Origin of the sequence: Pseudoxanthomonas sp., from assembly GCF_035999195.1 — a bacterium.
GTDB lineage: Bacteria > Pseudomonadota > Gammaproteobacteria > Xanthomonadales > Xanthomonadaceae > Pseudoxanthomonas_A.
Genome location: NZ_DASYGY010000009.1, coordinates 1,312,009 through 1,324,741, shown reverse-complemented (window position 1 = coordinate 1,324,741; position 12,733 = coordinate 1,312,009). Strand labels below are relative to the sequence as shown.

Genomic DNA, 12,733 nt, shown 5'->3' with positions numbered 1-12,733 from the left:
CTGTCGCGACGACGGCGGGACATGCCCGCCGTCGTGATCGTTGCCGGGATGGTGCGTCAGGCCGCTTCGCGCGGCTGGCGCTTGTGCTGCGGCAGGTCGTAGAAGCTGGCGGCGCGCAGTTCGTGCACGTCGAAGTCGTCCACCATGATCGTGTCCAGCGTGAGCGCGCGCAGTTCTTCCAGTTGCTTGCGCTCGTCGGCCGTGATCCAGCCCTCGCGCACGCCTTCGTCCAGCTGTGCGCCGTAGTCCAGGGCTTCGATGTCCCTGGTCTTCAGCGCCTTCAGGAACTTGCGCTCCACCGGCTCGGCGGCGACCGCCGCGGCCAGGTAGCTGTCGATGCGGCCGCCCGGGTTGTTCTCGCACGGGGTCAGGAACACGCCCTGGCCCAGTCGGTCGCGCGCCTCGTTCGGCGCCATCAGCAGCATCGCGACGCGGTGGCTCAGGCGGTCGCCCGGGGCCACCGCGCGGCGGCCGAACGGGAACACCACCGGCCACAGCAGCCAGCCCAGCGGCTTGATCGGGAAGTTGCGCAGCGCCTGCGACAGCGCCAGCTCGATCTCGTACGCGCTGTTGTGGAACGCCCAGGCCAGCAACGGCTTGTCGGCTTCCGGGGCGCCCTCGTCGTGGTGGCGCTTGAGCACCGCGCTCATCATGTACAGATGGCTCAGCACGTCGCCCAGGCGACCGGACAGCGACTCCTTGAACTTCAGCTTGCCGCCCAGCGCGCCCAGCGAAATGTCGGTCAGCAGCGCCAGGTTGGCCGCGTAGCGGTCGAGCTTGCGGAAGAACTTCTTCGTGTACGCATCGCCCGGCGCCGCACCGATCTTCGAGCCGGTGATGCCGAACCAGAACGAACGCACCGCATTGGAGATCGCGCCGCCGATGTGCGGGTAGAGCACGGCATCCAGTTGGTTGACGCCGGCGCGGGTATCCGGATCCTGCGCCGCGCGCATTTCCTTGATGATGTACGGATGGCACAGGATCGAACCCTGGCCGAAGATCAGCAGGCTGCGGGTCATGATGTTGGCGCCTTCCACCGTGATGGCGATCGGCGAGGCCTGCCACGCGCGGCCGGCGAAGTTGCGCGGGCCCAGGATGATGCCCTTGCCGCCGACGATGTCCATCACGTCCTTGGCGACATCGCGGCCCATGTTGGTGCAGTGGTACTTGGCGATGGCCGACGGCACCGACGGCACGTCGCCGCGGTCCACGGCGGCCGCCGTCGCCTGCGACAGCGCGCTGATCGCGTACGCCTTGCCGCCGATGCGCGCCAGCGCTTCCTCCACGCCCTCGAAGCGGCCGACCGACAGGCCGAACTGCTTTCGGATGCGCGCATAGCTGCCGGTGACGCGCGCGCCGAACTTGGCGCCGCCGCTGGCGGTGGAGGGCAGGGTGATCGAGCGGCCGACGGCCAGGCACTCGTTGAGCATGTTCCAGCCCTTGCCGGCCATCTCCACGCCACCGATCAGCTGGCTCAGCGGAATGAACACATCGCGGCCATGGATCGGGCCGTTCTGGAACGGCGAATTGAGGGGGAAGTGGCGGCGGCCGACATCCACGCCGGGCGTATCGCGCGGCAGCAGCGCCAGGGTGATGCCGATGTCGCGCGTGTCGCCGATCAGGCCGTCCGGGTCGTACATGCGGAACGCCAGGCCGATGAGCGTGGCGACCGGTGCCAGGGTGATGTAGCGCTTGTCGAAGGTCAGGCGGATGCCCAGCACGTTGGCGCCGTTCCACTCGCCCTTGCAGACGATGCCGTAGTCCGGGATCGAGGTCGCATCGGAGCCGGCGAACGGACCGGTCAGGCCGAAGCAGGGCACTTCCTGGCCGATCGCCAGGCGCGGCAGGTAGTAGTCCTTCTGTTCCTGCGTGCCGTAGTGGTTGAGCAGTTCACCCGGGCCCAGCGAGTTGGGCACGCCGACGGTGGAGCTGACCACGCTGCTGACCGAGGCGATCTTCTGGATCACCTTGTGGTGCGCCAGCGCGGAGAAGCCCAGGCCGCCGTACTGCTTGGGAATGATCATGCCGAAGAACTTGTTCTTCTTGATGTAATCCCACAGCTCCGGCGGCAGGTCGGCGTGGACGTGGGTGATTTCCCAGTCGTTGGTCATCCGGCACAGTTCTTCCACCGGGCCATCGAGGAAGGCCTGTTCCTCGGCGGTGAGCTGCGGCTTGGGGTAGGCCAGCAGCTTGTTCCAGTCCGGATCGCCGGTGAACAGATCGCCCTCGAAACCGACGGAGCCGGTTTCCAGCGCGATGCGTTCGGTCTGCGACAGCGGCGGCAGCGCGCGGCGCAGGAAACCCAGTGCCGGTGCCGTGATCAGCGGCTTGCGGATGGCCGGGATCAGCAGCGGAACGGCGATCGCCACCACGACCAGCGCGGCGACGATGGTGGCGGTGGGGTTGGCGCCCAGCAGCCAGCACGCGACCAGCAGGCTGGCGGTGATGGCGGCCCAGTAGGCCAGCCTCAGCCGGTGATAGGCGGCGAACGCGCCCGCCAGCAGGAAGGCGAGGAAGGGGATGACGATGCTCATGGGGTTGCTCCGGACACGGATTCGGTTACATCGGATTCGGCATGGCCCGGCGCGGCCGACAGGCTTGCCAGGTATTCCAGCACGGTGGCGGTAAACGCGTCGTTGTCGTCGCCAGCCACCATGTGCGTGGCCTGCGGCAGGTGCACGTGGCGCGCATGCGGTACCAGCGACTTGAACTCTTCGACGGTCTTTTCCGACACCAGGTCGCTGCGGCCGCCGCTGATGAGCAGCACCGGGCACTGCACCCGGCGGGCGGCCTCGGCGATGGCGTCTTGGTGTTGCGCGCTGTCGCGCGCCAGTTCGTCGACCAGACGCGGGTCCCAGTGCCAGCGCCAGCGCCCGTCCTCGCCTTCGCGCAGCAGTTCGCGCAGGTCGTCGGCGGATTTGCGCGTGCGGCGCTGCGGCTGGTAGGCGGCGATGGTGTCGGCGGCGTGGTCGAGCGACTCGAACCCGTCCGGGAATGCGGTCATGAAGGCGAGAATGCGCTCAAGGCCGGCGGGCTCCCAGCGCGGGGTGATGTCCACCAGCACCATGGCGCGGAACAGGCCGGGCCAGCGTGACTCCGCGATCAGGCCGAACAGTCCGCCCATCGACGCGCCCACCAGCACCGGCGGCTCCGGTTGTTCTCCGGCCACCACGATCAGGTCATCGGCGAACTGGTCGCCGGTATACGGAAGGTCGGTGGCGTTGCGGTCGGACTCGCCATGGCCACGCGCGTCGTACGCCAGGCCGGCATAGCCCTGCGCGGCCAACCGCTCCCCCGTGCGACTCCACGCGCCGCCGGTCTGGCCGAAGCCATGCGCATAGATGAGGGCAGGGTGCGCCTGCAGGGGACCGGGTGAGGCAAAGCGACGGATCGCCAGCGCGACATCCCCCGGCCCGTTCGCCGCGCGATCGACGCCGGCGCCGGACAGGCGGGAGGCGGTGATGGAAGCCGGAGGGGTAGGTGTCACCATACGGGCTAGTATGGGTTGTCGCATTTAGAGCAGTCAATCGGTTTCCCATTCGGATTTCACATGCAACCGATTGATTTGCCTTTATTTGTTGTGCGACGCAACATACATACCGCTACACACCTCGGCGTATGGTTAAATGCGGAACATGAACACACCCAGCCCGGAATCGCCTGCCGCTGCTCCCGCCCGCAACGCGCGCCTCAGTGCCGACGACTGGGCGCAGGCGGCGCTCGACCTGATCGCCGAACAGGGTGTCTCGGCCGTGGCGGTCGAGCCGCTGGCGCGGCGGCTGGGGGTCACGAAGGGCAGCTTCTACTGGCATTTCCCCTCCCGCGACGCGCTGCTGCAGGCGGCGCTGGAGCGCTGGGAAGTCGGTGAGCAGGAAAACATCTTCGGCAGCCTGGAGAAGGTCGCCGATCCCCGCGAGCGCCTGCGCGCCCTGTTCCAATTGGTCGGCCACGAGGTCAAGCCCCACATCATCTACAGCGAACTGCTGAAGGCGCTGGACCATCCGGCCGTGCAGCCGGTGATCGACCGCATCTCCCAGCGCCGCCTCGATTACCTGGTGGCGATGTTCCGCCAGGCCGGCCTGCAACGCACCGATGCCACCCACCGTGCGCGCCTGGCGTACGCCGCCTACGTCGGCTTCCTGCAGCTGTCGCTGCAACTGCAGCAGCCGCGCATGACCTCGGAAGAATTCGAGACCTACCTCGAACACGTCATCTCGACGCTGATCCCGACCTGACCGTAGGGTGGGCCTTGGCCCACGCGGCGGCCAAGGCATTGGCGGTTCCCGTGACGACTATCGGCTGCCCGGATCTTGCTGTCGCATGGCCTGCATGTGCGAAGACAGCAGGCCCAGATCCGCGCGTACTTCCAGATCATCGAACTGCGTCGTCGAGGTGACGCGGACCGTCGCGTGTACTCTCGGTTTGGTATCCAGAAAGCAATCCGTGCATCGCTGGATCGTCAGGACCTCGATCGTCGACCCTTCGGGGAAGCGTGTCCGCGACATGACCTCCGGTCCATCGAAGCCGGGCGGCTGGACAATCTTGTAAATGCTCGGAGACGGACCGTAGTTCTGATCCATGCTCACGCGATAGGCCGTCATGTCGGCCGTCGTCCTGTACTCGGCGCCTACGAATCCTGCGTACTTCGGATCGTTGCTGACATCTTCGTAGCTGACCATATAGCAGCCAGCCAGCAGGAGCGTCGTCAGTAAGGCAACGCATTTGGCAATCATCGACGACCCCTTGTTCACGTTGTCCGGGACACATGCAGTGGAGCCACGTGGTGTGGATGGTGGGCCAAGGCCCACCCTACAGACCAGACTCGAGATGCGCCGCGAGACAGGGGCGGCGTCATTGAATCACTCCGCAGCATCCGGGATTACGCTCTTGGTCACGCCCCAGTTTTCGTCTTTCCAGTAGGTGAGCGAAAGACCGTTCCTGACGCACAGCACGATAGCGCCACCTGCTCGATCCCACTCTTCGCAGCCGTCAAGCGCGTTGCGTCGCGCGGGTTCACCATAGCGCGCTTGGTATGCGCTGGACACCGACGTCGCTTCCTGGTCCGTGAGTGCGGGAACAAACCGGAATGCCAACTGGTTGACTGCTCCGTGACCGATGCCTACCCAGAGGTTGCCTGGATGTCCGAGCATCTTGGCCGTGGGGTCCACGCACGAAACATCGCACTGCATCTCCGGGCGCTGCTGCCGAAGCTCCGTGTAGCCAAGTCCGATGCGAGTCCCTGCCAGCTCAAACGCTGTGTCATCTCCGGCGGCGACGGACATCGCGAAAAGTGCTGCAACGATCATTCATCCTCCTTTGGCGCCTAACCATCATGTAGGTGAGGGGTACGGACCGTGATTCCGATAAACGCATACGCGGCACCTCTGCGAGCCCGAAAACGCCGGCATCGAAGCCCATCACATCATCCCGCGTTGTTAACGTCGGACGTTTTCGGAGCTCGGGATCCTCACGCCGGCCCCATCGCCCGCTGCCGCACACCACCCCGCCATTCCCGCTGCTCACGCACATACCCGCTGCGTTCCAGCCAGCGGAAGATCGAACGCACGGTGACGACGGGATAGTCGCCGGACAATCGCGTGCCGACGGGGTGGTCGGTGAAGTCGGTGTTGGCGGAGAACAGGCCGCCGAGCACGCGTTTGGAATAGGCGATGTGCACCATGTCCGGCACGAAACCGTCGCCGCGCGCGAACGCGTACGCGCTGCGGCGGTCGTAGATGCCGCGGTCGGCCAGCGCGGCGGCCATCACTTCCACGATCCACGCGGTGGAGTTCTGGTAGTCGTCGCTGCCGGGACGCGCGATCAGGTTGTAGCGCGGGTGGTGCAGGCTGTGGCGCGGCATCTGCTGCAGGCGTTGCGCTAGCCGGTCGGCGACGTCGGGCGCGAACCAGACGATGCGCAGGTCCTGGTTCACCAGGTCGTCGGCGAAGAAGTTCACCAGTCCCTGCGCATACAGTCCGGAGCGGTCGCTGCCGCACTCGTTGAGCAGGTGCACGACGGTCCAGCGCCCGTGCGCGTGGTCGCGCACCGCGAAGCCGGCATGGCTGTAGACCAGTCCCTGCTTCGACAGGTCGGTGCCGACGCGCGCGAGCAATGCGACCGGCGCATCCAACTCGTCCAGTTGCTGCGCGGCGAGCAGTGCGGTGCGTGCCGCCTCGGCCACCTTGTAGGGCGGCATCTCCATCTGGCGGCAGGCATCGCCCGCGCGTGCCGTCCCTGGCAGCGCGAGGACGAAGACGAACACAATCGCGAGCGCGCGCATCATCCGTTCACCCGCCATAGCGATGGCTGTGGATGTGCGGGCGTGCAGCATCGTTGGCGATGAAGCACAGCGCTTCGCCGGCGGCGCTGAGGATCCAGCCCGTGGCCACCGCCGCCACGCTGATCGCCGTGCCCACCGCGATGCCCAGCCGCATGATGGCTTCCGCGCTCAGGTAGACCACGAACGACGCACCAGCCACCACGCCTGCCGCCGCCACGGACACCGTTACCGCCACGCTGCCGGCCACCACCGCCACGCCGGTGACCACGGCCGAAGCGCCGTGGCCCAGCGCATGGATCACCGCGATGGGCACCTCGAGGGATGCGTCCAGGCTGGCCTGCGACAGCCGGCTGGCGCCGTCGGACTGCGGCGCCGCCTGCGCGGGAAGCGCCAGGCCGCCGGACAGCGCGGTGGCCAGGGCAAGGGTCAGCGAACGGGCGATCAGGCGGGTCATGACGGGGTTCCTCCGGAGTCGGCGCACCTTGGTCGTGGTCGCTGCCCGTGTTCAACCTGCATCGACGAGGTAAGCTCCGGCGCAACACCCGGTATAGGAATGCGCTACCGATGGCCGTGTCCGTCGATCTCGTCGATGCCCTCAAGCGCTGCCTGCGCGCGCAGAATCTGACCTACCGCGAGCTGGCCGCGCGCATCCGCATGAGCGAAGCGGCGGTCAAGCGCATGTTCTCGCGCCGCGCGATGAGCCTGCAGCGGCTGGAACAGATCTGCGACGTGCTCGATGTCGGCCTGGCCGAGCTCAGCGCGGAGGCGTCGCGTGGGCGCAAGGCGATGGCCCAGCTCAGCGAGGCGCAGGAACAGGCGCTGGTGGACGATCCGCGCCTGCTGATGGCGCTGTTCCTCACCCTCAACCGCTGGCGGCAGGACGACGTGATGGGCCACTTCGGCTTCACCCCCGCGCAGTGGACCGGGCTGCTGGTGAAGCTGGACCGGCTGGAGATCATCGAACTGATGCCCGGCAACCGCGGCCGCGCGCTGACCGCGCGCAATTTCCGCTGGCGCGCGGACGGACCGATGGAGCGCTATTTCCGCCACACCCTGCTGACCGACTACTTCGCCGATCCCTTCGATGGCGAACAGGACGCGCTGCTGCTGCTGAGCGGCAGCCTCAGCATCGACGGCGTGAAGCAGCTGCGGCAACGGCTGGAAGAGGTCGCGCGCGAGTTCGATGCCCTGCTGGCCCGCGACGCGACACTGCCGGCCGACGACCGCGTGGGCGTCAGTCTGGTGCTGGCGCAGAAGCCCTGGCTGCTGCAGTTGTTCAATCCCTACCGGCGCTCGCGCGACGCATAGGCCCACGGGCGGAGATCGGGCGCGGAATCCCGACGATGGGGCTCGGAATCCCATGGATGGCGTTCAGCGCTCCGTGTCCCGCCCTCCAAGCTCTGCCGGCGGAGCTCCGAGCTCCGTCCAGATGGCCTTTCGAGCCTCGTCGTCCGGTCTTTGAGCGCCGTCGACGTCGCTCCGAGCCCGATCGGCCACGCTCACTGCCCGATCGATGGCTCCGCGCGTGCCATCGATGGCTTTCTGAACGCCATCGACGAGGGTGCAGGGCTCCGCCGTTGGCATTCCGGGGGCGATCCATGGGGTCCGGAGCCCCGTCCACGAGGCGTGGCGCCCGATCGATGGCGCTCTGATCGCCAGTGGCGAGGTTCCGAGCTCCATCGACGTGGCACGGGGCTCCGCGCCTCGGCGCTCTCGCCGATCCGTGAGACTGCCACGAGGGGCGACGGCGGGGCGGGCCCGCATCTGTCGGTCTGACCGGCCACCGGTCCCGACGGCGTTCTCCTCGTCAGCGGGACAAGACATTGGTATCATTTTGGTCTCACTTCTCGAGGGCGGGGCATGAACGCAGCGGTCGATGTTTTCAAACGCAACGATTTTCCGGGCAGTTCGCTGCCCGCGTTGAACGCCTGGGTTGCGGAAGTCGCCGCGCTCACCCGGCCCGACCACATCCACTGGTGCGATGGCAGCGATGCCGAGAACGCGCGGCTGACGAAGCAGCTGCTGGCCGACGGCACCCTGCTGCCGTTGAACCCGGAAACCCACCCGCACAGCTGGCTGCACCGTTCCAGCCCGAGCGACGTGGCACGCGTCGAGCACCTGACCTTCGTCTGCACCCCGCAGCAGGAAGACGCCGGCCCCAACAACCACTGGATGGCCCCGGCCGAGGCGCACGCGAAGATGGACGCGCTGTTCGCCGGCTGCATGCGTGGACGCACGCTGTACGTGATTCCCTACTGCATGGGCCCGATCGATTCGCCGCTCTCGCGCTGCGGCGTGGAGATCACCGATTCGCCTTACGTCGTGGCGAACATGCGCATCATGACCCGCATGGGCGCACCGGCGCTGGCGCGGATCGAGCGGGAAGGCACCTTCGTGAAGGGCCTGCACTCCACCGGCGAGCTGGACCCGGACCGCCGCTTCATCATGCATTTCCCCGACGAGCTGACCATCAAGAGCTTCGGCTCCGGCTACGGCGGCAACGCGCTGCTGGGCAAGAAGTGCCACGCGCTGCGCATCGCCTCGCACCAGGCGCGCCATGAAGGCTGGCTGGCCGAGCACATGCTGATCGTGGGCATCGAGAACCCGCAGGGCGAGACGCATTACGTCGCCGCCGCGTTCCCCTCCGCCTGCGGCAAGACCAACCTGGCCATGCTGATCCCGCCGGAGGGCTATCGCCAGGCCGGATGGAAGGTGTGGACCGTCGGCGACGACATCTGCTGGATGCGCCCGGGCGCCGACGGCCGCCTGTATGCGATCAACCCGGAAGCCGGCTTCTTCGGCGTGGCGCCCGGCACCTCGGACAGCTCCAACCCGAACGCGCTGGCCACGATCAGCCACCACACCATCTTCACCAACGTCGCCGTGACCGACGAGCAGGAGCCGTGGTGGGAAGGCCTGGACACGCGGACACCCGCGCTCGACTGGCAGGGCCGTCCGTACGACCCGGCCAACGGCCCGGCCGCGCACCCCAACTCGCGCTTCACCGTGTCGGCCAAGCAGTGCCCCAGCTACTCCGCCAAGGCGGAAGACCCGCAGGGCGTGCCGATCAGTGCCATCGTGTTCGGTGGTCGCCGTGCTTCGCTGGTGCCGCTGGTGTTCGAGGCCCGCGACTGGACCCACGGCGTGCTGGTCGGCGCGGCGATGGGCTCGGAGACCACGGCCGCCGCGACCGGCGCGGTCGGTGTGATGCGGCGCGACCCGATGGCGATGAAGCCGTTCTGCGGCTACAACTTCGCCGACTACTTCGCGCACTGGCTGTCGTTCGACCAGGCCGGCGCGAAGCTGCCCAAGATTTTCCACGTGAACTGGTTCCGCAAGGGTAGCGACGGCACGTTCCTGTGGCCCGGCTTCGGCGAAAACCTGCGCGTGCTGGAGTGGATGATCCGGCGCGTCGAGGGCGAGGCCGACGCGGTGGAAACCCCGATCGGCCACCTGCCGCGCGCCGAGGACCTCAACCTCGACGGCGTGGCGCTGAGCGATGAAGCGCACGAGCTGCTGTTCGGCTTCGACCGCGCCGGCTGGCAGGCCGAGTTCGCCAGCATCGGCGAGTACCTGCAGGCGTTCGGCGACCGCACCCCGCAGGCGTTGAAGGACGAGCAGCAGCGCATTGCCGCCCGACTCGCGAACTGATTCCCCGCCTCGCGCATCCCTTTCCTGCGCAAGCCCCGCCGCGTCCTCCCGGGACGCCGCGGGGCTTTTTCTTTGCTTAGCGCGTGGCGGATTGAGCCCTCTCCCCGCGGGAGAGGGGGTGGGGAGAGGGCCAACGGAGCGGCGTTTTCCCGGCCGCCATCTTGCTGGCCAGACGCGCATCGCGGACGTTGCCGTTGCCTGGGCGTGCAGGAGCACTCTGACTTCGCCAACCCTCACCCCAACCCCTCTCCCGGTGGGAGAGGGGCTCTGTCCTGCGTGCCTTCGGGCTGCTTCGATGGAGGGCTCCTGGGCTTCCCTGGGCGCATGGAGCACCGAGCGCTTCAAGCCCCTCTCCCCGCGGGAGAGGGGTTGGGGAGAGGGCCAACGGAGCGGTGGTCTCGGGGCCGCCATCTTGCTGGCCAGAAGCGCATCGCGGACGTAGCCGTTGCCTGGGCGTGCAGGAGCACTTTGACTTCGCCAACCCTCACCCCAACCCCCCCCCTCCCGATGAGAGAGGGGCTCTGTCCTGCGTGCCTTCGGGCTGCTTCGATGGGAGGCTCCTGGGCTTCCCTGGGCGCATGGAGCACCGAGCGCTTCAAGCCCCTCTCCCGGTGGGAGAGGGGTCTACCCCTTGTCCACTCGAATTCGCCCCGTCCGGCAACGACTGCGAAAAAGACTGCCGCCCCTCTAAACCCCTGCGCACTCGCCGGCATCCCAGTCAGTATGCTGAATGCCGTGATCGAACCGTTCGCCGACAACCTCACGCCCGAGGACGCTGCCGCCCAGGACATCGCCCTGGCGCGCACGGCCGCCGGGGGCGACATGCGGGCCTTCGAGGCGCTGTACCGGCGCCACGCCGGCCGCGTGCATGGCGTCATCCAGCGCCTGGTCGGGCTGCACGGCGCGCGCGCGGAGGATCTGGTGCAGGAGGCCTTCGTGCGGGCCTGGCAGGCGCTGCCGGCGTTCCGCTTCGAGAGCGCGTTCGGCACGTGGCTGCACCGGTTGGCGGTGAACACCGCGCTGATGGAGCTGCGCAGCCGGCGCACGGGTCCGCGTTTCGACGACGACGAAGACGCGCTGGACGGGCTGGGCCTGGCCGACAGCGCCGGGCAGAGTACGGCACTGTCGATGGACCTGGAGCGTGCCGTCGCCACGCTGCCGCCGCGCGCCCGCGCCGTGCTGGTGCTGTACGACGTGGAAGGCTGGAAGCATGAAGAGATCGCCGCCGAGCTGGGCATGGCGGTCGGCAGTTCGAAGGCCCAGCTGCACCGCGCGCGGCACCTGCTGCGCGAGCGTCTAGGAGCACACGCATGACCCCCCACGATCCCCCTCCGTTGTCCGACGACGCGCTGCGCTGGCAGTTGCGTGCCCTGCGCCGGGACGTACCGCCCGCCCGCGACCTGTGGCCCGATCTCGCGGCGCGGCTGGCCGCTACGCCCCAAGTGGCGCCGGCGCCGGTGCAGCGCCATCGCCGCGTGGCGCCGTTCGCCTTGGCCGCGTCCGTGCTGCTGGCGGTCACGATGACCTGGCAACTGCAACGCGCACCGCAGGGCGATGCGGTGATCCAGCGCGAAGCCGCCGCGATGACCCGCGACTACACCGGCGTGCTGGCGCAGATGGACGCGCAGGCCAAGGCATCACCCGAATACGCCCCGGCGCTGCAGGCGCTGGACCAGAGCGCGGCCGAGATCCGCCACGCCATCGCCACCGATCCCCAGGCGCGGTTCCTGCTGGAACAGTTGCGCCGTACCTACGCCCGACGCCTGGCCTTGACCCAGCGCGCGGTCATGACCTGAGGAGTTCCCCATGCGTACGTCTTCCTTCGCCCTGCTGCTGGCCGCCGCGCTGGTCGCACCCGCTGCGCTGGCCCAGAGCGCCATCAACGAGACCCGCCCGCTCGAGGCGCGCGGCCGGGTCGACGTCAGCAACGTCAAGGGCCGCATCGAGGTGCGCGGCTGGGAGCGCAACGAGGTGCAGGTGACCGGCACGCTCGGCAAGGGCGTCGAACGGCTGGACATCGACGGCTCGCGCGACCAGCTGAGCATCGAGGTGCGCTATCCGAAGAGCAGCGGCTGGGGCGGCAACAAGACCGGCCCCACCGACCTGGTGGTGATGGTGCCGGTGCGCGCGGACCTGGAGATCGAGTCCGTGGCCGCCGACGTGCACGTCGAGGGCGTCGCCTCCAGCGAACTTTCGATCAGCAGCGTCAGCGGCAGCGTGTTCGCCGCCGCCGCACCGCGAAAGGCCGAGGTGGAAACCGTCAGCGGCAGCGCCACGTTGACCCTCAACAGCGAGGACGTGGACGTCAGCACGGTCAGCGGTGCCATCGTGCTGCGCGGCAGATTGAATGGCGACATCGACGCGGAAACGGTCTCCGGCCGCATCGAGGTGAACGTCAACGGCGAGCGCATCCGCGACCTCAGCGCCACCACCGTCAGCGGCCGCGCCGACGTGAGCACGGCGCTGGCGCCGGCCGGCGAGATCAGCATGGAGTCGGTCAGCGGCAGCCTGCTGCTGCGCCTGCCCAGGGACGTGTCGGCCCAGGTCAGCGGCGAGAGCTTCAGCGGCAGCCTCAAGGCCACCGGCGTGACCATCGAGAAGCGCCGCGGCCCCGGCGCCAGTTTCACCACCACCTATGGCAGCGGCAGCGGCCGGGTGAGCCTGGAGACGTTTTCGGGCAGTGCGGAGGTGCGGGTGGAGTGAGGAGAGATCGCATCGCAGTGCCGCAGGATGCGCGAAGAACGGTCCGGATGTTTGCCGTCATCCCCGCAAATGCAGGGACCCAGCGACGTAGGACCAGGT

General features: G+C 68.1%; 12 protein-coding genes. 6 read left to right on the top strand and 6 right to left on the bottom strand.

Annotated features, from left to right (window positions below):
* Positions 1 to 56: 56 nt before the first annotated feature.
* Together VGN58_RS13295 and VGN58_RS13290 are read right to left on the bottom strand one after the other, a co-directional pair.
* Positions 57 to 2,534 (bottom strand): acyl-CoA dehydrogenase, encoded by a 2,478-nt coding sequence (locus tag VGN58_RS13295; RefSeq protein WP_327483672.1) that lies wholly within the window; start codon positions 2,532 to 2,534, stop codon positions 57 to 59.
* Positions 2,531 to 3,490 carry an alpha/beta fold hydrolase gene (locus VGN58_RS13290; RefSeq protein ID WP_414710793.1) on the bottom strand — a complete coding sequence of 320 codons (960 nt, stop codon included), beginning with the start codon at positions 3,488 to 3,490 and terminating at the stop codon, positions 2,531 to 2,533. The genes VGN58_RS13295 and VGN58_RS13290 overlap by 4 nt, the downstream gene beginning before the upstream one ends.
* A 145-nt stretch (positions 3,491 to 3,635) precedes the next feature.
* Here VGN58_RS13290 and VGN58_RS13285 point away from each other — a divergent pair, with 145 nt between their 5' ends.
* The gene (locus VGN58_RS13285) at positions 3,636 to 4,235 is read left to right on the top strand and encodes a TetR/AcrR family transcriptional regulator (protein WP_414710792.1); all 600 of its coding nucleotides are present in this window, start codon (positions 3,636 to 3,638) and stop codon (positions 4,233 to 4,235) included.
* 57 nt (positions 4,236 to 4,292) lie between these two features.
* Here VGN58_RS13285 and VGN58_RS13280 read toward each other — a convergent pair whose 3' ends face one another.
* The 4 genes from VGN58_RS13280 to VGN58_RS13265 all read right to left on the bottom strand — a co-directional run bounded on the left by VGN58_RS13280 (position 4,293) and on the right by VGN58_RS13265 (position 6,734).
* Positions 4,293 to 4,733, bottom strand: a complete 441-nt coding sequence (locus VGN58_RS13280) for a hypothetical protein (protein WP_327483670.1) — start codon at positions 4,731 to 4,733, stop codon at positions 4,293 to 4,295.
* Between the two features lie 126 nt (positions 4,734 to 4,859).
* Positions 4,860 to 5,306 carry a hypothetical protein gene (locus tag VGN58_RS13275; protein WP_327483669.1) on the bottom strand — a complete coding sequence of 149 codons (447 nt, stop codon included), beginning with the start codon at positions 5,304 to 5,306 and terminating at the stop codon, positions 4,860 to 4,862.
* A 161-nt stretch (positions 5,307 to 5,467) separates the two neighbouring features.
* Positions 5,468 to 6,280, bottom strand: a complete 813-nt coding sequence (locus VGN58_RS13270; protein ID WP_327483668.1) for a DUF2145 domain-containing protein — start codon at positions 6,278 to 6,280, stop codon at positions 5,468 to 5,470.
* A gap of 7 nt (positions 6,281 to 6,287) precedes the next feature.
* Positions 6,288 to 6,734 carry a hypothetical protein gene (locus tag VGN58_RS13265; protein WP_327483667.1) on the bottom strand — a complete coding sequence of 149 codons (447 nt, stop codon included), beginning with the start codon at positions 6,732 to 6,734 and terminating at the stop codon, positions 6,288 to 6,290.
* 110 nt (positions 6,735 to 6,844) lie between these two features.
* On the opposite strand from VGN58_RS13265, the gene VGN58_RS13260 reads away from it, so the two are divergent.
* The 5 genes from VGN58_RS13260 (at position 6,845) to VGN58_RS13240 (ending at position 12,634) form a co-directional block, all read left to right on the top strand.
* Positions 6,845 to 7,588: a helix-turn-helix transcriptional regulator gene (locus VGN58_RS13260; RefSeq protein ID WP_327483666.1), complete on the top strand. Its 744-nt coding sequence runs from the start codon at positions 6,845 to 6,847 to the stop codon at positions 7,586 to 7,588.
* A gap of 552 nt (positions 7,589 to 8,140) precedes the next feature.
* On the top strand, positions 8,141 to 9,931 hold the full coding sequence (locus VGN58_RS13255) for a phosphoenolpyruvate carboxykinase (GTP) (RefSeq protein ID WP_327483665.1): 1,791 nt from the start codon (positions 8,141 to 8,143) through the stop codon (positions 9,929 to 9,931).
* Positions 9,932 to 10,753: 822 nt separating this feature from the next.
* Positions 10,754 to 11,245 carry an RNA polymerase sigma factor gene (locus VGN58_RS13250; RefSeq protein WP_414710822.1) on the top strand — a complete coding sequence of 164 codons (492 nt, stop codon included), beginning with the start codon at positions 10,754 to 10,756 and terminating at the stop codon, positions 11,243 to 11,245.
* The gene (locus VGN58_RS13245) at positions 11,242 to 11,727 is read left to right on the top strand and encodes a hypothetical protein (RefSeq protein WP_327483663.1); all 486 of its coding nucleotides are present in this window, start codon (positions 11,242 to 11,244) and stop codon (positions 11,725 to 11,727) included. Before VGN58_RS13250 ends, VGN58_RS13245 begins: the two co-directional genes overlap by 4 nt.
* Positions 11,728 to 11,737: 10 nt before the next feature.
* Entirely contained in the window at positions 11,738 to 12,634 is an 897-nt protein-coding gene (locus VGN58_RS13240; protein WP_327483662.1) for a DUF4097 family beta strand repeat-containing protein, read from the top strand.
* Positions 12,635 to 12,733: the final 99 nt, after the last annotated feature.

What these genes read in the sequence shown, in the direction of transcription:
- VGN58_RS13295 (WP_327483672.1), bottom strand. Translation starts at nt 2,534, where the DNA reads ATGAGCATCGTCATCCCCTTCCTCGCCTTCCTGCTGGCGGGCGCGTTC.
- VGN58_RS13290 (WP_414710793.1), bottom strand. Translation starts at nt 3,490, where the DNA reads ATGGTGACACCTACCCCTCCGGCTTCCATCACCGCCTCCCGCCTGTCC.
- VGN58_RS13285 (WP_414710792.1), top strand. Translation starts at nt 3,636, where the DNA reads ATGAACACACCCAGCCCGGAATCGCCTGCCGCTGCTCCCGCCCGCAAC.
- VGN58_RS13280 (WP_327483670.1), bottom strand. Translation starts at nt 4,733, where the DNA reads ATGATTGCCAAATGCGTTGCCTTACTGACGACGCTCCTGCTGGCTGGC.
- VGN58_RS13275 (WP_327483669.1), bottom strand. Translation starts at nt 5,306, where the DNA reads ATGATCGTTGCAGCACTTTTCGCGATGTCCGTCGCCGCCGGAGATGAC.
- VGN58_RS13270 (WP_327483668.1), bottom strand. Translation starts at nt 6,280, where the DNA reads ATGCGCGCGCTCGCGATTGTGTTCGTCTTCGTCCTCGCGCTGCCAGGG.
- VGN58_RS13265 (WP_327483667.1), bottom strand. Translation starts at nt 6,734, where the DNA reads ATGACCCGCCTGATCGCCCGTTCGCTGACCCTTGCCCTGGCCACCGCG.
- VGN58_RS13260 (WP_327483666.1), top strand. Translation starts at nt 6,845, where the DNA reads ATGGCCGTGTCCGTCGATCTCGTCGATGCCCTCAAGCGCTGCCTGCGC.
- VGN58_RS13255 (WP_327483665.1), top strand. Translation starts at nt 8,141, where the DNA reads ATGAACGCAGCGGTCGATGTTTTCAAACGCAACGATTTTCCGGGCAGT.
- VGN58_RS13250 (WP_414710822.1), top strand. Translation starts at nt 10,754, where the DNA reads ATGCGGGCCTTCGAGGCGCTGTACCGGCGCCACGCCGGCCGCGTGCAT.
- VGN58_RS13245 (WP_327483663.1), top strand. Translation starts at nt 11,242, where the DNA reads ATGACCCCCCACGATCCCCCTCCGTTGTCCGACGACGCGCTGCGCTGG.
- VGN58_RS13240 (WP_327483662.1), top strand. Translation starts at nt 11,738, where the DNA reads ATGCGTACGTCTTCCTTCGCCCTGCTGCTGGCCGCCGCGCTGGTCGCA.